General features: G+C 49.4%; 16 protein-coding genes. 7 read left to right on the top strand and 9 right to left on the bottom strand.

The window, feature by feature from the left end:
- The first annotated feature begins 4 nt into the window (after window positions 1-4).
- Both degQ and degS read left to right on the top strand, forming a co-directional pair.
- Window positions 5-1,375: a serine endoprotease DegQ gene (gene degQ, locus J1C60_RS02225; protein WP_128178632.1), complete on the top strand. Its 1,371-nt coding sequence runs from the start codon at window positions 5-7 to the stop codon at window positions 1,373-1,375.
- Between the two features lie 149 nt (window positions 1,376-1,524).
- A complete protein-coding gene (gene degS / locus J1C60_RS02220) occupies window positions 1,525-2,583 on the top strand; it encodes an outer membrane-stress sensor serine endopeptidase DegS (protein ID WP_128178633.1) in 1,059 nt (352 codons plus the stop codon).
- 88 nt (window positions 2,584-2,671) lie between these two features.
- Here degS and mdh read toward each other — a convergent pair whose 3' ends face one another.
- Complete coding sequence (gene mdh, locus J1C60_RS02215) at window positions 2,672-3,607, bottom strand: malate dehydrogenase (RefSeq protein ID WP_128178634.1); 936 nt, start codon at window positions 3,605-3,607, stop codon at window positions 2,672-2,674.
- A gap of 451 nt (window positions 3,608-4,058) precedes the next feature.
- On the opposite strand from mdh, the gene argR reads away from it, so the two are divergent.
- The 4 genes from argR to yhcN (J1C60_RS02195) all read left to right on the top strand — a co-directional run bounded on the left by argR (window position 4,059) and on the right by yhcN (J1C60_RS02195) (window position 5,961).
- Window positions 4,059-4,529: a transcriptional regulator ArgR gene (gene argR, locus J1C60_RS02210; RefSeq protein WP_128178635.1), complete on the top strand. Its 471-nt coding sequence runs from the start codon at window positions 4,059-4,061 to the stop codon at window positions 4,527-4,529.
- Between the two features lie 404 nt (window positions 4,530-4,933).
- Window positions 4,934-5,197: a peroxide/acid stress response protein YhcN gene (gene yhcN, locus J1C60_RS02205; protein WP_128178636.1), complete on the top strand. Its 264-nt coding sequence runs from the start codon at window positions 4,934-4,936 to the stop codon at window positions 5,195-5,197.
- Between the two features lie 109 nt (window positions 5,198-5,306).
- Window positions 5,307-5,576, top strand: a complete 270-nt coding sequence (gene yhcN, locus J1C60_RS02200; protein WP_128178637.1) for a peroxide/acid stress response protein YhcN — start codon at window positions 5,307-5,309, stop codon at window positions 5,574-5,576.
- A gap of 121 nt (window positions 5,577-5,697) precedes the next feature.
- On the top strand, window positions 5,698-5,961 hold the full coding sequence (gene yhcN, locus J1C60_RS02195) for a peroxide/acid stress response protein YhcN (RefSeq protein WP_128178638.1): 264 nt from the start codon (window positions 5,698-5,700) through the stop codon (window positions 5,959-5,961).
- Between the two features lie 76 nt (window positions 5,962-6,037).
- Here the strand turns inward: yhcN (J1C60_RS02195) and J1C60_RS02190 are convergent, their stop codons facing one another.
- From J1C60_RS02190 to aaeX, 5 genes are all read right to left on the bottom strand, one after another.
- Window positions 6,038-6,307 carry a barstar family protein gene (locus J1C60_RS02190; RefSeq protein WP_128178639.1) on the bottom strand — a complete coding sequence of 90 codons (270 nt, stop codon included), beginning with the start codon at window positions 6,305-6,307 and terminating at the stop codon, window positions 6,038-6,040.
- 49 nt (window positions 6,308-6,356) lie between these two features.
- Window positions 6,357-7,811, bottom strand: a complete 1,455-nt coding sequence (locus J1C60_RS02185; RefSeq protein WP_128178640.1) for an NAD-dependent succinate-semialdehyde dehydrogenase — start codon at window positions 7,809-7,811, stop codon at window positions 6,357-6,359.
- A 316-nt stretch (window positions 7,812-8,127) separates the two neighbouring features.
- The gene (aaeB, locus tag J1C60_RS02180; RefSeq protein WP_128178641.1) at window positions 8,128-10,101 is read right to left on the bottom strand and encodes a p-hydroxybenzoic acid efflux pump subunit AaeB; all 1,974 of its coding nucleotides are present in this window, start codon (window positions 10,099-10,101) and stop codon (window positions 8,128-8,130) included.
- Window positions 10,102-10,112: 11 nt separating this feature from the next.
- Complete coding sequence (gene aaeA / locus J1C60_RS02175) at window positions 10,113-11,045, bottom strand: p-hydroxybenzoic acid efflux pump subunit AaeA (protein WP_128178642.1); 933 nt, start codon at window positions 11,043-11,045, stop codon at window positions 10,113-10,115.
- A gap of 7 nt (window positions 11,046-11,052) precedes the next feature.
- Complete coding sequence (gene aaeX / locus J1C60_RS02170) at window positions 11,053-11,256, bottom strand: p-hydroxybenzoic acid efflux pump operon protein AaeX (RefSeq protein WP_128178643.1); 204 nt, start codon at window positions 11,254-11,256, stop codon at window positions 11,053-11,055.
- A 268-nt stretch (window positions 11,257-11,524) separates the two neighbouring features.
- Here aaeX and aaeR point away from each other — a divergent pair, with 268 nt between their 5' ends.
- Window positions 11,525-12,439: an HTH-type transcriptional activator AaeR gene (gene aaeR / locus J1C60_RS02165; protein WP_128178644.1), complete on the top strand. Its 915-nt coding sequence runs from the start codon at window positions 11,525-11,527 to the stop codon at window positions 12,437-12,439.
- Window positions 12,440-12,491: 52 nt separating this feature from the next.
- Here aaeR and tldD read toward each other — a convergent pair whose 3' ends face one another.
- The 3 genes from tldD to rng all read right to left on the bottom strand — a co-directional run bounded on the left by tldD (window position 12,492) and on the right by rng (window position 19,697).
- Complete coding sequence (tldD, locus tag J1C60_RS02160; RefSeq protein WP_128178645.1) at window positions 12,492-13,937, bottom strand: metalloprotease TldD; 1,446 nt, start codon at window positions 13,935-13,937, stop codon at window positions 12,492-12,494.
- A 208-nt stretch (window positions 13,938-14,145) separates the two neighbouring features.
- The gene (yhdP, locus tag J1C60_RS02155; RefSeq protein WP_128178646.1) at window positions 14,146-17,934 is read right to left on the bottom strand and encodes an AsmA2 domain-containing protein YhdP; all 3,789 of its coding nucleotides are present in this window, start codon (window positions 17,932-17,934) and stop codon (window positions 14,146-14,148) included.
- Between the two features lie 293 nt (window positions 17,935-18,227).
- Complete coding sequence (rng, locus tag J1C60_RS02150) at window positions 18,228-19,697, bottom strand: ribonuclease G (protein ID WP_128178647.1); 1,470 nt, start codon at window positions 19,695-19,697, stop codon at window positions 18,228-18,230.

Here is a 19,697-nt window from a genome sequence, read left to right as displayed (position 1 = left end):
AGCGATGAAGAAAAAATCATTACTGTTAAGTGCATTGGCATTGAGTATTGGCGTCAATTTGACTGCAGTACCACAAACTATGGCAGCCCTTCCTACGCAAATTCAGGGACAAACACTTCCCAGCCTGGCACCAATGTTGGAGAAAGTGTTACCCGCGGTGGTAAGTGTGCATGTTGAAGGGACCCAGGCGCAGGGTCAGGATATCCCTGAGCCACTCAAGCGTTTCTTTGGTCAACAAGCACCCGGCGGGGAGCAGCAGCCGCAGCCTTTTGAAGGGCTAGGCTCTGGTGTCATCATTGACGCAGCAAAAGGTTATGTGCTGACCAATAACCATGTGGTCAACGGCGCGGATAAAATCAATGTTCAGTTGGGCGATGGTCGTGAATTCGATGCCAAACTTATTGGCCATGATGAGCAAACCGATATTGCGTTGGTTCAAATCAGTAATGCAAAAAATTTAACCCAGGTAAAAATTGCTGATTCGGATCGACTGAAAGTCGGTGATTTCGCTGTTGCCATTGGTAACCCCTTCGGTCTGGGGCAAACGGCGACTTCCGGAATTATCTCCGCTCTGGGACGCAGCGGTTTGAATCTTGAGGGGCTGGAGAACTTTATTCAGACCGATGCGGCCATTAACCGTGGTAATTCCGGCGGCGCGCTGGTAAACCTCAACGGTGAGTTGATTGGCATTAATACCGCGATCCTTGCTGGCGGCGGTGGCAATATCGGCATCGGCTTCGCTATTCCCGCCAATATGGCGATGAACCTGGCGCAGCAGTTGATTGAATTTGGTGAAGTTAAACGTGGTCAGCTTGGTATTAAAGGTACTGAGATGACTGCAGACATGGCAAAAGCATTTAATGTCGATGCGCAACGCGGGGCATTTGTCAACGAAGTATTACCGAAATCAGCAGCAGCAACCGCCGGTATCAAAGCAGGTGATATCATCACGTCGATTGATGATAAACCAATTACCAGCTTTGCCGAGTTACGAGTAAAAATTGGAACAACAGCACCAGGCAAAGAAGTCAAAATTGGTCTGTTACGCGAAGGCAAACCCGTAGTGGTTACCGTGAAGTTGGAAAACAGTACGCAAGCCACCGCCAGCGCGGAATTGCTGTCCCCGGCCTTACAAGGCGCGGCCCTCAGCGATGGTCAATTAACAGACGGTAATAAAGGCATTAAGGTCGATAGCGTGCAAAAAGCCACACCCGCGGAGCAGGTAGGGTTGAAAAAAGATGATGTGATTATCGGTGTTAACCGGACGCGTGTTCAGAGTATTGCTGAACTACGCAAGGTGCTGGCAGGTAAGCCACCATTACTGGCGCTGAATATCATGCGCGGCAATGAGAGTATCTACTTACTATTACGTTAAGCACTTCGCGATATATCACCTGGTGAGCAGTGCACGATCAAACAAGGCTTCACTATACAGGCGTTATCCTGGCGCGGACACAACATCGTGTGTGTCCGCGTAACTCATGGTATTCTGCCTGCAGTTCTTTTCTGGCTTAAATTAACATCATGTTTCCTAAAATTTTGCGTTCCGTCATTCTCGGCCTGATTGTCGCCGGTGTTTTATTAGCGGCGATGCCAGCGCTGAGAATAAGCAGTAATTTTATTTCCGCGCAGGATAATAGCGCTGATGAAACGCCCGTTAGCTACAATCCGGGCGTACGACGGGCTGTGCCCGCAGTGGTAAATGTTTATAACCGTAGTGCAAGTTCCGGGGGCCAAAATCGCGGCGTAACCACTCTTGGTTCTGGCGTTATAATGAACGCAAAAGGGTATATTCTTACCAACAAACACGTCATCAATAACGCCGACCAGATTATTGTCGCATTGCAGGATGGGCGTTTTTTTGAAGCAATGCTGGTCGGTTCAGACAGCCTGACGGATCTTGCCGTACTGAAAATAACCGCATCAAGCCTTCCGGTTATTCCTATCAATTCCAGGCGTATTGCGCACGTAGGCGATATCGTGATGGCGATCGGTAATCCCTATAATCTTGGACAAACGGTGACCCAGGGAATTATCAGCGCCACAGGCCGTGTAGGACTCAGCCCCTCAGGCCGCCAGAATTTCCTGCAAACCGATGCGTCTATCAATCATGGTAATTCAGGCGGAGCATTAATTAACTCGCTCGGTGAATTGATGGGCATCAATACACTCTCTTTCGACAAAAGCAACGACGGCGAAACCCCGGAAGGTATCGGATTTGCGATTCCAACGGCACTGGCAACAAAAATCATGGATAAGTTGATTCGTGATGGCCGCGTAATCCGCGGCTATATTGGCATCACCGGCCGTGAAATGCCGCCACAGCATGGCCCGAACGCAGGCATCGATCGTATTCAGGGAATCGTTGTAAGCGTTGTTACTCCTGATGGTCCGGCTGCAAAAGCAGGCATTCAGGTGAATGATGTCTTGACCAGCGTCAACGATAAAGTCGCGGTTTCGGCACAGGAAACGATGGACCAGGTCGCGGAAATCCGCCCAGGCTCCGTGATTGAAGTTCAACTGATTCGTAACGATCGTAAGCTAACGCTGCCAGTTACCATTCAGGAATATCCACAGCAATAAGAGCAGTCTTACTCTGTGCGTGACGTGTTTCATTAAGCAGATAGCAAAAAGGCCGGACATCTGCCGGCCTTATCGGGACGTAGCACGTTTATTTAACGAACTCTTCACCTAAAGTAATATCTTTCTGCAGCGTGTCCAGCATGCCTTCCAGCGCTTGCTGTTCAAATGCACTCAGCGAGCCAATTGGCTTACGCTCAGCAATACCGTTTTTACCCAACAGCAGCGGCTGTGAGAAGAAACGCGCATGTTCGCCATCACCTTCCACATAAGCACACTCGACCACATTGCTTTCGCCCTGCAACGCGCGTACCAGAGACAGACCAAAACGTGCTGCAGCCTGGCCCATTGATAAGGTAGCCGAGCCGCCACCTGCTTTTGCCTCAACCACTTCAGTACCTGCATTTTGGATACGTTTGGTCAAGTCGGCAACTTCCTGTTCGCTGAAACTTACGCCAGGGATCTGTGACAGTAGAGGCAGGATAGTGACACCGGAGTGCCCACCGACGACCGGTACATTGAGCTCGGTCGGCTGCTTACCTTTCAATTCTGCAACAAAGGTATTTGAACGAATGATATCCAGCGTAGTTACACCGAAAAGTTTATTTTTGTCATAAACACCGGCTTTTTTCAGTACTTCAGCTGCAATTGCTACAGTAGTATTGACCGGGTTAGTGATAATGCCGATCAACGCTTTTGGTGCGGTTTTCGCGACCTGTTCAATCAAGTTACGTACAATACCCGCATTGACATTAAACAGATCAGAACGGTCCATACCGGGCTTACGTGCCACGCCTGCAGAAATCAGCACCACATCCGCACCTTGCAGGGCTGGCGTGGCATCTTCTCCGCTGAATCCTTTGATTTTTACTGCTGTAGGGATATGACTTAAATCGACTGCAACGCCAGGCGTTACCGGAGCAATGTCGTACAGGGAGAGTTCTGAACCCGCCGGAAGCTGGGTTTTGAGCAGAAGTGCGAGAGCCTGGCCGATACCACCAGCTGCACCGAGAACTGCGACTTTCATCCTAAACTCCTTATTATAGTGAGCAGAAAGTGTCTGCGATCCATCAAGTTACGATCCTTGTTGTCCTACAAAGTAATAGCAAAGATCTTGCCATCGTTTTACGTGCCAGAGCAGTTTGTTCAGCACAAAACGGTTGAAGCCGATCGCATTACGTGCAGAGCAGACCGCGTTCTCAACAGCATGCAGACACATTATTCGGCGCTTACATTACACCCTTAGCACTTATCAGAACAACATCAATTTTATAACAAACCGTTCACCTTTATCTTCATAGCTATGCGCCAACAGCCTGTTTTGCACCACAAAAAATGTCTGGTAATATGCGTAGCAACAATGAGAAACGGCTTAATGACATTAAGTGAGGTTTGCATAATAATTCATTTAAATGCATAATCATTTATCGCCTGATTTTTTGGGCATCATGTTATTCCTCTTTTTATATCGGTACTCTATGCGTAATCCATCAAAACAAGAAGATCTGATCAAGGCCTTCAAAGCCTTGCTAAAAGAAGAGAAGTTTAGCTCTCAAGGCGAAATTGTTCTGGCGCTACAGGATGAAGGTTACGACAATATTAACCAATCCAAAGTATCGCGCATGCTAACCAAATTTGGTGCAGTCCGCACACGCAACGCAAAAATGGAGATGGTTTATTGTCTGCCTGCGGAGCTTGGTGTTCCGACCACCACCAGCCCCCTGAAAAATCTGGTGTTGGATATCGATTATAACGATGCGCTAGTCGTGATTCATACAAGTCCGGGCGCAGCACAGTTGATTGCGCGCCTGCTGGATTCGCTGGGTAAAGCAGAAGGCATACTTGGCACCATTGCAGGAGATGACACCATTTTTATTACACCAGCGCGGACCTTCACGGTAAAACAGTTGTTCGACGCAATACTGATGTTATTCGAGCAAGAACTGTAAGCCTTTGGCCCTACCCCCACGCTTGCAATACTGTATACCCAAGGGTCGATCGTTATCGGCCCTTTTTATTTCTCACATCACCGTTTATATAAAACTGCTTTCTTCGCCTTTATAAAGAGGCATCCTCCTGATTAATTTCTGGCGTTAGTGTGATCTACCGCAAAGCAAAGCACAAATAGTTAAATTCTCTTATGTCTTTGTTTTTACATAAAATTAACAGATAAACCCTGAAATATAACCATTTTTTATAACTAATAGTTATTAAAAAGTGATTTACTCAAGAATTACTACAACAAAACATTATTAGCACAGTATTAATTTCCTACGTTACTAGATGTATACTCATTTTCGTGATGTGAATCACACTAAACAAAAAGATAAAAAATGAAGACGAGGAAATGAATATGAACATTAAAACCACTATCACCACTTTGGGCGTGTTATCTGTCCTGTCCTTCGGTGCTTTTGCCGCTGAATCTATCACCGCAGAGCAAGCACAGAATCTGCAACCTGTCGGCATTATTACCGCTAGCGGAATTGCAGGCTCACCGATGGACATCCATGAAGCACTCGATCAGAAAGCGGATAGTCAAGGCGCAAAAGCCTACCGCGTGATCGAGGCTTATGAAAACGGCAACTGGCACGCAACGGCAGAACTGTACAAATAAGCTCGGCGGTTACGCAGTTATGAACGATGGCAACGATACGTATAAAAACCGAGAGCGATGCAGCTCCCCCGCCGTTGCCAAAACACAAACAAGATTAAGGAGTATTACCATGAAAACATCATTTGCTATCGCGGCATTAGGCCTGGCCTCTGTTCTCTCATTCGGTGCCAGCGCCGCGAGCCTGGTTACCAACCAGCAGGCCAACAACAATAACCTACAGTCAATTGGAACCATTACGGTAAGCGGTATTGACGGTTCGCCAATGACTATCCGTGATGAGCTTTCACAGAAAGCGGATAAACAAGGCGCCAGCTCATATCGTGTGATAGAAGCTCGTAATAATGGTAACTACCATGCGACAGCTGAAATTTATAAATAATCGAGCCGTTCGCAACAAAAGACAATGACACATAGACACATACTGTATCTATCCGTGACATCGACGACCTGGTCAAGATGTTGAATCCCGCAGGTTGTTGAGCACAATGAGGAGAAATAAAATGAAAATTAAAACAACCATCGCAACATTGAGTCTGCTCTCCCTGATGGCTTTTGGCGCTTCTGCTGCCGAGTTAGTCACCACTGAACAAGCAAGCAATTTGCAATCTGCGGGTATTATCACGGCAAGCGGCATCGGCAGTACGCCAACGGATATGCGTGAAACCCTATCACAAAAAGCAGATGCACAAGGCGCACATGCATATCGTGTCATAGAAGCGCGAACTGGCGATAGCTGGCACGCAACGGCAGAGCTGTATAAATAATTCCTCGTCAGGCTGATAAGCGGCCTTTATGACGAACCCTTTGGCCCCGCTCGCCGGGGCCCTTTTTATTGAAGCGCTAGCGAATATTGAAGCGAAGTTGGCCGTCAAGCTCCTCTTCAGCCTCATCAAACAGTAGCATCAACGCACCATAACGCCTTCGCTGCCCCGTCCCCAAATGAATGAACTCGATCTCGACGGGTAGAGGTAGCTGCGATTCAGTTACCGCTTCCCACAGGCCATCCAAATCAATAACCGGTCGCCTCGTCAGCGCAAAGCGTTCGCTAAATTGCCGAAAGAAATGGGCCTGGTCGACGATTTCATTAAAGTCAAAGCTCTCTTTTCTCATGCTGCCCGCTCCGCAAAGCTAAGCTGAGCGGCTTATGCCGCCCGAACGATTACAGTCCACCGATATGTATCGCTTTTACTTCCATAAACTCTTCTAAGCCCAACACCGACCCTTCACGTCCAAGTCCAGACTCTTTAATTCCGCCGAAGGGCGCCAACTCGGTAGATACTGCACACTCGTTGACACCGATCATACCGCTCTCAATCGCTGCGGAGACGCGGAACACGCGTTGTAAATTCTGTGTGTAAAAATAAGCCGCCAGACCAAATTCTGTATCGTTGGCACGACGAATGACTTCGTCATCATCATGAAAGCGGAAACAGGCCGCAACGGGACCAAATGTCTCTTCCTGTGCCAGCATCATTCCTTCATGTGCATCGGCAATCACGGTTGGTTGCCAAAAATTTCCACCAAGTTCATGGCGAGCACCACCCACCATAATTCGACCGCCTTTGGCAACCGCATCCTTCACATGCTCTTCGACTTTCTCCAGCGCAGACTTGTCAATCAGCGGGCCGACGATGACGCCGTCATCAACACCATTCCCTACCTTCAGTGCTTTTACTTCCTCAACCAGTTGGTTGACGAAACGATCATAAATGCAGTCGTGGATAAAAAAACGATTAACGCTGACACAAACCTGCCCGGCATTGCGAAATTTATTCGCTATGGCTCCTTTGACCGCTGCATCAATATCTGCATCATCAAAAACGATATAAGGAGCATTTCCACCAAGCTCCATCGAAACTTTCTTCATGGTTTCCGCCGCATTTCTCATTAGCAGCTTGCCTACTTGGGTCGATCCGGTAAAGGAGATTTTCCGCACTATGCTACTGGCCATAATCGCATCGCTGATCGCCGGAGTATCGCCCGCAACGGCGTTCAATACGCCGTCAGGTACGCCAGCTTTTTGCGCTAAGGCCAGTAATGCAAAGGCAGAGAGTGGTGTGTTGTTTGCAGGCTTGATGATGCCAGTGCAGCCAGCAGCCAGCGCTGGGCCGAGTTTACGTGTCAACATTGCCATCGGAAAGTTCCATGGCGTGATAGCCGCCACGACGCCAACAGGCTCGCGCGTTACCAGAATACGGGAGTCTGGTTTAGCAGGAGGAATGATTTCACCGTTTGCCCGCTTCGCCTGCTCGGCAAACCACTGAATAAAGCTGGCAGCATATTCCACTTCACTTTCCGATTCTTTTATCGGCTTACCCTGCTCGGCGGTCATCAACTGCCCCAACCAACTTTTATTCTCAATCATCAGTTGATACCAGCGGTTGAGAATTTCTGAACGTTCTTTCGCTGTTTTTGCACGCCAGGCGGGGAAAGCACGTTCTGCCGCCGCGATAGCCAGTTCTGTTTCAGCTTTGCCGGCCTTCGCAACTTGGGCAATAACCTCGCCCGTGGCGGGGTTAAGTACGTCAAAGGTCCTGGCAAGGGCGTGCCATGTACCATCAGTAAAATAGCCGGTTTGGAAAAGATCGCTTTTTGTCAGGTTGGAGTAGGACATATTTTCTCCTGTTTCGTTTACTATCCTGATTATTTCCTTCTAAAATAGTGCCCGGCAGCTAACGCTGTGTCATTCACATCGGTTGGCTACCGACCTTGCTAACCCGAGTACTGATAGCAAGAATAACTGCGCTATGCCTCGAGTTGCAGAGATACAGCCTTTTCTGTAACTCAAATAAGCGAAGGGAACATGACTCAGTATATACCCTAAATAATGTCCCCTGCAGGACAGCGGAAAGGTCGTCAACATTAGCAAGTAGAGATCACGATGCCAGCGGATATCGATATCCGCTGGAGAGAAGAGAGATACCCACCACTTAGATTTGAATCAAGGTGTTTTGGTAGCGGTTCAGAATATCCACGAGCCGTTTTACCGGTTCAGTCACGCCGGGTGGCGCGTCGTACTGCACCAGTTTCTGCTGATATTCATCAAATTCACGCAGCAAACGCAGATAATCATCACGACGCTTACCATCGCTGCGCGCGGCAATCACACGATCGGCAGTGTGGCGCAGACGTTTGTGAAATGCGGAAAGATCGGCATTCACGGGGATCTCAGCATTGCACAGACGCTGATGACCAATGATTAGCATAAGCGCCAGCCGATACTTATCAATATCTCCTGGAAACATATTCAACAGCATAAAGAGCTGCTGATAAAGTGCAGGGAGGTGGTTTTCATTACGGCGGACTGGATTCGTCGTCATTGAAGAAACTGCTGCGTACATAAATCGATTGAGTAGTGTCCGCCCGGTACGTGCTTTAGATTTATCACGAATCAGTAAAATAACCATCAATGCAACAAAGCAGCCGATTACCTGCCCCAACACGCTGTCGAGAAAGCTATTAATGCCAAAGGACATGGGATTATCCAGCACCAATACATTTAGTGTGCCGACAAAAGCACCCAACGTGCCGATCTGACGTCGCTGGATAAAAATGCCAGCAACAAATGCCAGGCAACCAATTGCAATTGAGAGTAACAACATACTCTGCTGGGTTGCTGGCATAATTACCATATAGTAGAACCCGCCCAGCGGCACCGCCACAGCCATGCCATAAAGAAAATCTTTGGCCATCATCAGCGGGTTAGGTACCCGCATGGCTAATGCAGTAATCACGGCCAGCATTACCATACAGCCACTGCCCGATGTCCAACCGGTCCATAGCCAAAATAGCGAACCGCAGGCAGTGGCCACAAACGTGCGCAACCCATTGATCAGCGCATGATGCGTTTCCGGCGAACGCGCCTTGATCACCACTTCGCCATTCAGTATCTCTTCTTCAATGCGACTAATACCGCTATTGGTACGAATACCTTTTAGCAATAGCAAATAACGCGTTGCCGCCCCCACCCAACTGGCAAGAGTAACAGGCGTACTTTTGCTCCCATCGGCGGCGATCGCACGCCGCATCACTTTCATACGCTTATGGATATCACCGATGCTTTCAACATCTTTCTCGAACAAAATGTTATATTGCGAAGGTAGATAATCCGGGCGGGTGTTCTGGATTAAAAACGTTTCACACGCCTGGGTAATTAACATAAACGACAACGTATTGAGCGCTTTCAGTCTGCGGCTAACATTTTTCCAGCCCGCGGACTCCATCATCAGATTATTACGCATGCCGTTGAGAGCATTGGTTCTGCGAACCAAATTAGCCCAGCGCTTATCCACCTCCTCTTTATCACCATGAGCAACGCAGATTTGTAGCAAACGATACTGGTCAATCAGTAATGCTTCAATTTCACGATCGATATCACTCTTGATCGAACGAGGTGAAAACAGCATGTCAGCGACGATAGCGCACATAATACCAACCACGATTTCGCTACAGCGCTCAATGGCAAACTGCGGTGCCAGCAGCACCGAGCCATGTGGTACCGCCTCTACGCTGACAACAATGATTAACGCAGTATAGCCAGCCAGGCCCAGTGCATAAGAGTTTTCAACCTTAATTAAGGAGGAGAGCCAGACGCAGACACCTGCCCAAATGCAGCACAGCAACAACATAACCACCGGAGCACGAATCGCACTGATGATAATGATAAGAGCGGCGAGACAACCGAGAAAGGTTCCGATAATACGCAACAAACCACGATGACGTAGCGCGCCAGAGAAAGGATCGCCTCCTGCCACAAAGGCGGTGCCACCCGCCACAATCGCTGCGGTCATCACAGCCCAGCGGGGGGTTTCCAGATTAAAATGAAAACCAATAAGCAGGGCCATTAAAATCGCAAAGGTCAGTTTAAGCGGAAAACGCAGCCGTTCTAAGGTTAAACCGTACATATCATCTCCGGCTAGCCGAACTCACGCAGGCGCTGCATTAATTTAATCAGCGGCGGCATTTCATCATCGCGGCGATCCGCAGATCCCGTCACCACCACCGTTGCGGTTGTACCGGAAGGATAGAGATTCCCCGGTTGCCGATCGAGGTGGATCCTGACCGGCACTCGCTGCGCGAGGCGCACCCATTCAAGGTTAGAATCAACGGTCGCCATCCCTTTACTGTCGAGGGTACTGCTGCTGTTGGTGACGCCCGCCGCCACGCTGTCGACGGTACCCCGCAACACACTATTGCTGCCAAGCGGGGTAATTTCAACACGCAGCCCGGGACGAACGCCTTCCAGCTTCGTCTCTTCCATATAGGCCAGCACATAAAAACTGTCCTGCTTCACCAACGCGACTGCCGTGGATCCGCGCGTAATAAATTCGCCAGTATAAACATTCAGGTTGGTCACCCAGCCCCCTGAAGGAGCACGAATCACCGTACGGTCGAGATCGAGACGCGCAAGGTCGCGCGTTGCCTGTGCCTTTGCCAGTTGGTGTTCAGTGGTTTGCAGATCGTTATTGGACTGGTCAATCGCCTCGCGCGACATCGCCTGAACACCCAACTGATTGCGTCGGTTAGCTTCGCGTCGTTTTTCGCTGGCAAGAGACTGATAATAGGCAACATCGGCTTCAGCTTCGTCTAAGGCCTTTTGGAAACGGGGCATATCAATGATAAACAACACGTCGCCTTTTTTAACCAACTGGTTATCATGCACGCGGACATCGGTAATAAGACCGGTGACATCCGGTGCGATAGCCACAACGTCAGCCGAAAATTTCGCATCGCGTGTCCATGGTGATTCGGTATAGAACACCCAGGCACGGAAAATGACGATAACGGCGATAATGACCAGAACGAGCGTAATCGCATAACGCGCAGTTTTTCTTATTAGAGTCTTCACTATGACCTCAGACGAACAAACGGGATACCAGATAGAACAAACAGCAGAACATTGCGGTATTAAATAGCGCCGGATGCCAGACGAGATCATAAATCCCGCTAGGCATCAATATGCGCCGAACCAGCCAGAATAGTATCAGTGAGACTATTAGCTCAAAGAAAATGGGCGGGAACGATAGCCCAAAGATAACGATAACCGGAAACACACTCATCTTTTATCCTTATGAATACATTACCGGGCTCATCCACGATTCCGATCCGCCAGTAAGCGCGGGGGGACGTACAGATTCAGCTTGATAGCGGTGGCATGGGCTCTGATAGACAAAAACAGAACCGCTGCATAATGATATTAGCTTACTATTAAGCAACGTTGACCCTCGGAAAATTCCCCAAACGGAACCCGGCGGCAATATAGTAACGCACTTGATTATAAGTTTGCATCATATTGTGATCTAAATCACTTTTAAGCCAGAGTGAATAATGGAAAAACTTAAAAGCATGTCCGTCTTCGCCAAAGTGGTCGAATTTGGTTCTTTCACTGCAGCAGCTCGGCAGTTGCAAACCAGCGTTTCATCCGTCAGTCAGATTGTAGCCAAACTGGAAGATACGCTGCAGGTAAAATTACTTAACCGCAGTACTCGCAGTATAGGGCTAACGGAGGCGGGTAAAATTTACTTTCAGGGTTGTCGTCGTATGCTTGATGAAGCGCAGGCCGTCCATGAGCAGCTTTATGCCTTTAACAATACGCCTATTGGCACATTACGTATTGGTAGCTCGTCGACGATGGCGCAAAACGTGCTCGCTAATATGACCGCTGAAATGCTGCAGGAATATCCGGGCCTGACGGTAAATTTAGTTACCGGGATACCCGCGCCCGACCTGATCTCAAACGGCCTGGATATCGTTATTCGTGTCGGTGCGCTACAGGATTCCAGCTTGTTCTCAAAGCGGTTGGGTGCAATGCCAATGGTGGTTTGCGCGGCAAAAACCTACCTGGCACGGCAAGGTGAGCCCGAGAAACCAACCGATATTGACAACTTTTCGTGGCTGGAATACAGCGTGCGTCCAGATAATAATTTTGAATTGGTCGCGCCGGAAGGCACTTCGATCAGGCTTTCACCTCAGGGGCGTTTCGTAACCAATGATTCTCAAACGCTCATCCGCTGGCTTAAAGCCGGTACAGGCATTGCTTATGTACCGCTGATGTGGGTAATAGACGAAATTAATTCAGGTGAAGTGCAAATTCTTTTTAGTCGCTACCAGTCCGATCCCCGCCCGGTTTATGCCGTTTACACTGAAAAAGATAAGCTCCCTCTGAAAGTAGAGGTATGCATTAATTATCTGACAGAGTATTTCAGTAATGTGGCCAAAATTTATCAGCAGCATCGCCAGTAAAAAGGTTAATCGCGGGTAACAGATGATTACCCGCAAACAGAGTCAGGCAGAATTACGCCGTTCCACCCACGGTGAGTTTATCGAGTTTCAGCGTTGGCTGACCAACGCCTACAGGCAGACTCTGCCCCTCTTTACCACAAACACCAACCCCCTTATCCAGCGCCAGGTCGTTACCCACCATGGAGATCTGCTGCATGGCTTCAATACCGGAGCCAATCAGCGTAGCCCCCTTCACTGGCCGGGTAACCTTACCCTTCTCAATCAGATAAGCTTCCGAGGTTGAAAAGACGAATTTTCCGGAGGTAATATCCACTTGTCCACCGCCGAAATTAGGCGCATACAGACCATACTCGACGCTTTCAATAATCTCTTCCGGCGTAGATTTCCCCGCCAGCATGTAGGTATTTGTCATACGCGGCATCGGTAAATGTGCATAGGATTCCCGACGACCATTTCCGGTCGGTTTTACTCCCATCAGACGCGCGTTTAACTTATCTTGCATATAACCTTTCAAAATACCGTTTTCAATCAATACGTTATACTGACCGGGAACGCCTTCGTCATCAATGGCCAACGAACCCCGCAAGCCATCAATAGTCCCGTCGTCCACAACGGTGCACAGCTCGGATGCGACCAACTGCCCCATATGACCACTGAAGACCGAGGTTCCACGGCGGTTAAAATCGCCTTCCAGCCCATGCCCTACCGCTTCATGGAGTAATACGCCAGGCCATCCCGCCCCCAGTACCACCGGAATAGAACCAGCCGGGGCAGCAACGGCGGAAAGGTTAACTAGCGCCATACGTACCGCCTCACGAGCCCAGGCATCAGCGCGCACTTCCCCTGATTCATCTGCGAGAAAGAACGCATAGCCACTACGCCCACCGCCACCGCTAGAGCCGCGTTCACGCTTGCCATCTTCTTCTACCTGTACACTGACAGAAAGCCGAACCAAAGGACGCACATCTGCCGCCAGTGTTCCATCAGTGGCAGCGACCAGCACTAACTCATACACACCAGTGAGACTGGCTGTCACTTCCTGCACGCGCTTGTCAGCCGCACGGGCGGCACTGTCAACACGGTGTAATAACGCGATCTTCTCTTCTCTCGTCAGGCTCTGAAGAGGGTCGAGCGCTGGGTAAAGCGCCCGGTGCGCTATAGCACCCAGCGTTTGCGTTTTTCCGTTACCCTGCTCGCGAACAATACTACGCGCTGCTTTTGCGCTCTGCGCCAACGCGTTAAGCGTAATTTGATCGGCGTAGGCGAAACCGGTTTTTTCACCGCTGACAGCACGCACGCCAACGCCCTGGTCGATGTTCCAGGAACCGTCTTTGATAATGCGATCTTCCAGCACCCATGATTCGTGATAACTGGACTGGAAATAAAGATCGGCGTAATCCAGTCGACGTTCTGAAAGCTGGCCCAGAAGGGAAAATAGATCCTGATGATTAATGCCGTTAGCAGTTAGCAACTGCTCACTTACCAGATTCAGACTCATCGTTTTACTCTCGTTAAATGGCAATAGATACCCTAAAAATTAGAGCTGCAGGGCAGCGAAAACTCGGCCCCCGTGAGCTTACGCGAGTCGCAGCGGCCCCAACGGGGAGAGGCATAGGGATGGAACGAATCACACAGCGAACAAACCTGCAATTTGAAGTATGACGGATATCACTATAGCCTGCGGCAATTCACCGTCGTCGTCAAATTCACTTTGCGCTCTTTTCACGTGGCTTACGCAACACTTCATTAATCTCAGGTTTATCAAGAGGGCCGCTAATCTGGTAACGCAGCACGGAGATTTTATTCCATAAAGGCGCCAGCACCTTACTGGCAGCAAATACCGCTGCACCCACAACAGGATTCACCACAAAGGCAGCAGCAACGCCAACAGTGGTAGAAATTTCGGGCGCCACTACCGCCTCCATGTCGATTTTCCGCTGTACCAGATCCACTTTCCCTCTCATGGCAATATCCGCCTCCAGACCATCCACCAGCAGATTATCGGTTCGCATAATGCCATCTTTAATCCATGATGTGCCATTGATTGAATCGAAATAGAAACCTTCGCCAAAGGTATCGCTAAAGTCGAGACGTAATTTACGCATCAACGCATCAATACTCACCAAACGCAGTAGTTGTCCTGCGCGCCCGGTATTCACATCGATAATTTCACCCTTACCAAGGTGCGATTTAAGCACACCACTTAGCGAACTAACCGAAGGCTGCCAGGGTGCGGAACGCCAATGTAAATCATAATCGACGGAAAAAGGTGCGTCGCGCAGCGGCGAGCTCACCCCAAACCAGTTAGTCGTCTCGTTAATTTTCTTACCGCTAAGCTGGCCTTTTATTGATGAACGCTGTTCTCCTGACCGATTCACCCACTCTCCACTAGCAGTCAGGCGAGCATTGCCGGTATCAATAACGCCATTCTCCAGCATCAGTGTATCGTTTTTTGGCGTGAGATCCGCCGCTATACGACCGAACTTTTGCCCATGTATCCAGCACTCGTCACAACCTAAACGCAGTGCCGGCCAATGGCTGAAATTAATTGAAGCGCTGTCGGCCGCCAAAGACGATCCCTGACCATTGCCGTCAAACTGTGGGTTATAGTAAAGATAATTAAGGTGGGCCCGCCATGGTGCGCCACTTATCATATCCAGTGAACCATTAACTTCGCGGCCTTTGGCCAGAATCTGTGTGCCACCTGCAATTGCTCGGATACTGGCATTTAGATCGTGCCAATGCTGCCCAGCAAGGTTCAGCTCAGGTGTTCGCAAAGTAATATTCCCTGGAATGAATCCGTCGCCCATGCTCGTTCCGCCAGCACTTTTCATCAGTCCTAGCCAAGCCTCACCATCAAGCGGCGGCAGATTCAGCACCATATCCGCACTATCTGGCAGTTTCGGTTTTGTTTTACTATTATTGAGCCAAATACCACGATCGATCCGTAAGGTATCGCCCAACAACCATCGACTGTTAAAGCGCTGGCTGTTGCTAATGGCACCGCTGAGTTCAAAAGCCGCTAAATTACCCGCCGCCAAAATATTGACGGGCATCGCCTTCCCAGAGGCTTTATCAAGCGGAGATGGTAAGTGACTACTTATATTTTTGAGATCGCCATCAAGCGTAACGTTATAATTCGCCCCGCCACCATGAGGAAGTGAGATAGCGACATTCCCTTTCCACGGCGCACTACCCGCGATCTTAGTGGCAATCTGTGGCGGCACTTTGTCCAACTTCGCCAGTTGCCAGTCCCCCTTTAGATTGACACCAATCTGGTAATCTTTATCGCTTTCCTGCGTGGTAAAATTAATACCTAGCGGCTGGCCAAACCAGCTGGCACTGATGTCGCTACTTCGTAAATTGCCATTATCGTAATCAAATCGCCCCGTTAGGTTCTCAAGGGTACTATCCAGAGGCTTGATCAACAGGCTATTATCTTGTAGCACAACCTCGCCTGTTGCTCTAACCTGTTGGCCGTCAAGGGGAATATTTAAGTGCAAGCGCCCACTAACATCACCACCAACCTGGAGTTCATCCAGTGCAGCGCCCAGCGTTGGCTTCAGCGGTGACTGGTTAAAATACGCCCTGACATCCGGCCCCGCGCCACGAATATCCCCATCAATAATTAAACGTTCTTTCAAGTAATCCGGGATAACCGCACTAATATTTTGACCCTGTACGTTACCTAACATCGCCTCCGGCGCATTCATCCACAGGCCGTCATTGACGAAATCCAGATCGATATCCAGATCATTCAACAATGGCCAACCGGGTTCAAACTCGTAGGTGGACTTGCGTAGCGGCACCCAGACCTCAAACATCCCCTCATTATGTTTGAAAGGGAACAGTTTGGGATTTCCGGCAAAGATCAGCGAAGCATTTTTCACTTCACCACCTTTAATCGCATTACCCAGGTATCTCGTCAGCGCTTTGCCCATCAGCGGCTCAGGAAAATAGCGCCATGCATCAGCCGCGTCAGTAACGTTAATGCCGGCCAGAATATCGAGTCGCGGTTCCTGCCCTTCATTTTGGCTGTAGCTAAAATCACCCTTAGTCCAAAGCGAACGAGCTTTAACACTGAGATTCTTACCGCTTAGTACCAATGCATGTGGGCTGTGCTCCCAGTCAAGTTCCCCTGTTGCCTGCTCAATTTCCAGTGGTGCGCGGAATATATCGCCGTACGGTAAAACCGCATCGCTGACATTTAGCGCCAACCTGCCATTCGAGATTCCCCCGGACAAGCTACCGTCAAAGTTTTCCATCGCAGGTAGCAGCTTCCAGTGCTTCCAACTCACCCCCTGCCACTTCGCCTGAAAACGCGTTTGTTCAGGCTGTTTCATGGGAACATCCAATGCCAGCGTCTGGATCAGCCCATGCGGCTCCAGCGCACGCCAGTTTTCCAGTAGCTGCGTTGAAAGCTTCGCAAAAAGCGGGATAAGAGGATCGAGGTGCTGTAGATCAAGCTGCGTTGCGCGAATGCGCAGTTCTTCATTAGTATCAGGACCCGGTAATGCCCCCTTTTCCGGCTGCCAAAGCAATGAGAACTGCCCCTTCGGCCAAGCCGCACCGTCCGTCTTCAAATTAGTTTGGGGCACTAAGAGGGTCCAGCCACCATTAAAGCGAGCAATATGTGCCGTTACATTATCCACATCCAGACGATGAGAAACAGCATCTCCCAGCCAGCGCGCGCCCCCCTGTTTCAGCAGAATATCACCGTCATAAATCTCGCCCTCTTGCAACGTCAGCCACGCTGCCAGGCTGAAACGGGCACTTTCGAGGCTGGTATTATCATGCATCCACTGGCCAAGCCAGGGTTTTACATCAACATCATCCGCCTGCATCCAGATACGGCCGTTGTTCAGTAATCCGCCTTCATCACGAAGGTCGAGGCGTATCTGTACCACACCATGCTGCCCGGTAATACTGGACAAGCTCACCTCTCCCTCTGCGCGATGTCGCGTTTTCTCATTTAGCCAAGTAAGTGCAGGAATGGATAACTCGGCACGCTGTCCGGACGGGGTAAGAAAGCTAATCGTGCTGTCGCGCAGATTAAAATGGTCAAACTGACGCAGAAACAGATTGTTGATATTATCGAATTTGAAATTGTTGTTTTTGCTGTCGTTATTGATAAGCGGTGTGTTGGTGGTGAGGTTGAGCTGATAAAAAGTAAGATCACGAAACTGCCAGCGCGCGTGAAGCAGTGACTGCCATACATCCAGCGCCAGAGTAATACGATTAATCGTCAGCTTACCGCCATCATTCAGACCGACCTTGACGTCATTGACCTCAAGACTGGGTCCAAAACTCTCCCAACGCCCATGCAGCTTACTGGCGTCCACGGGTAAACCACTGGCAGATGAGAGCATATTGAGCAGGGAACTGCGATAGCTGTCCATGTGCGGCATTACCAGCCGTAAGCCGCTGACCAGCAGCGCAACGACGACGATCAATACTGCGCCGGCTAATAACAGGATCCTGGGCAACTGCCTCACACACCTCTCCTTGTTTTCCGCACAGGGTCGCGGATGGTAAGCCGGCAAAATCTCTTTATTGCTCCGCAAGCGGAACCCAACAAGGCGAATTTGGGCAAGAGTGCATATTTTATCTGAAATAAAGGCGCATTTTTAGCGCATTTATTCCTGACATCATCTTGTTGCACGCTCCACAAAGCCTGCTCAGGAGCAAATGCCGGGCATTAAGAATGCCTTAACCAAAGTAAACTTAAAGTATATGACGGAAACAAACAGGGAATAGGCCACAGGTCATCTGTTTTTATAAAAAAATGTTACATCATTACCACGTCAAACTGCTCCTGCGTATAGAGCGGTTCAACCTGGATTTTTACCTGTTTGCCAACGAAGATTTCGACTTCTGCCAGAGCATGTGACTCTTCGCTTTTCAGCACCTCACCCACGGCAGGAGAAACATATACCAGGAAACGGTCCGAATCATAAGCATGGTGCACCCTGACAATCTCACGCATGATCTCATAACAGACGGTTTCCACCGTTTTCAATGTCCCCCGCCCTTTACATACCGGGCAGTCATGACACAGCACGTGTTCAATACTTTCCCGCGTACGTTTGCGCGTCATTTCCACCAGCCCAAGCTGTGAAAAACCATTGATACCCGTTTTGACCCTATCCTTACTCAATGCAGTTTCCAGCGAATGCAGCACGCGACGACGATGCTCTTCGTTGCTCATATCAATAAAATCGATAATGATGATCCCGCCAAGATTACGTAACCGTAATTGTCTGGCGATCGCTTGGGTAGCTTCAATGTTTGTGTTAAAGATAGTCTCATCGAGATTACGATGGCCGACGAAGGCACCAGTGTTGATATCCACCGTTGTCATTGCTTCAGTCTGGTCGATAATCAGGTAACCGCCTGATTTCAATTCCACCTTGCGGTCCAGCGAGCGCTGAATCTCATTTTCCACATCATACAGATCGAAAATCGGCTGCTTACCGCTGTAAAGCTCCAGCTTTTCCGTCATTTCAGGGATATATTCGCTGGTGAATTCAATAAGATGTTCATAAGTGAGACGTGAATCTATACGCACTCGATCAAGCTCGGCACCGGCAAAATCCCGTAGCACCCGCTGCGAAAGCGCCACTTCACCGTACAAACGGCAGCGAGTTTTATTTCGCTTCTTACGCTCAATCACTTTGGTCCATAAACGCTTAAGGAACGCAGCATCTGAGGCCAGTTCATCTTCCCCTACGCCTTCAGCGGCAGTCCGAATAATGTAACCACCCAACTCGTCACAATAAGCAGAAACCACCTTCTTTAAGCGATCACGCTCAGCCTCACTTTCAATACGCTGTGATACGCCCACGTGTGAAGCACCCGGCATGAAAACCAGATAACGTGATGGCAGGGTGATATCCGTAGTCAGGCGAGCACCTTTGGTGCCTAGTGGGTCTTTAACCACTTGTACCATCAGGTCCTGTCCCTGGCGCACAAGCTCAGAAATATCACGCACACTGAAATTTTTCTGCTCTTCACCCGCAACGCATTCGGTATGAGGCATAATGTCTGAGGCATGAAGAAACGCGGCCTTATCCAGGCCTATATCAACGAACGCCGCCTGCATACCGGGAAGCACCCGGCTGACACGCCCTTTATATATATTACCGACGATGCCCCTACGTGCCTCACGCTCAATATGGATTTCCTGCAGGATCCCACCGTCAATATAAGCCACTCGCGTTTCTGATGGCGTGACGTTAACCAGTAATTCAGCCGTCAT

Origin of the sequence: [Pantoea] beijingensis, from assembly GCF_022647505.1 — a bacterium.
Taxonomy (GTDB): Bacteria; Pseudomonadota; Gammaproteobacteria; order Enterobacterales; family Enterobacteriaceae; genus Erwinia; species Erwinia beijingensis.
Note: the sequence above shows the minus strand (reverse complement) of the source record. Positions and strands in the feature narration are given on the sequence as shown.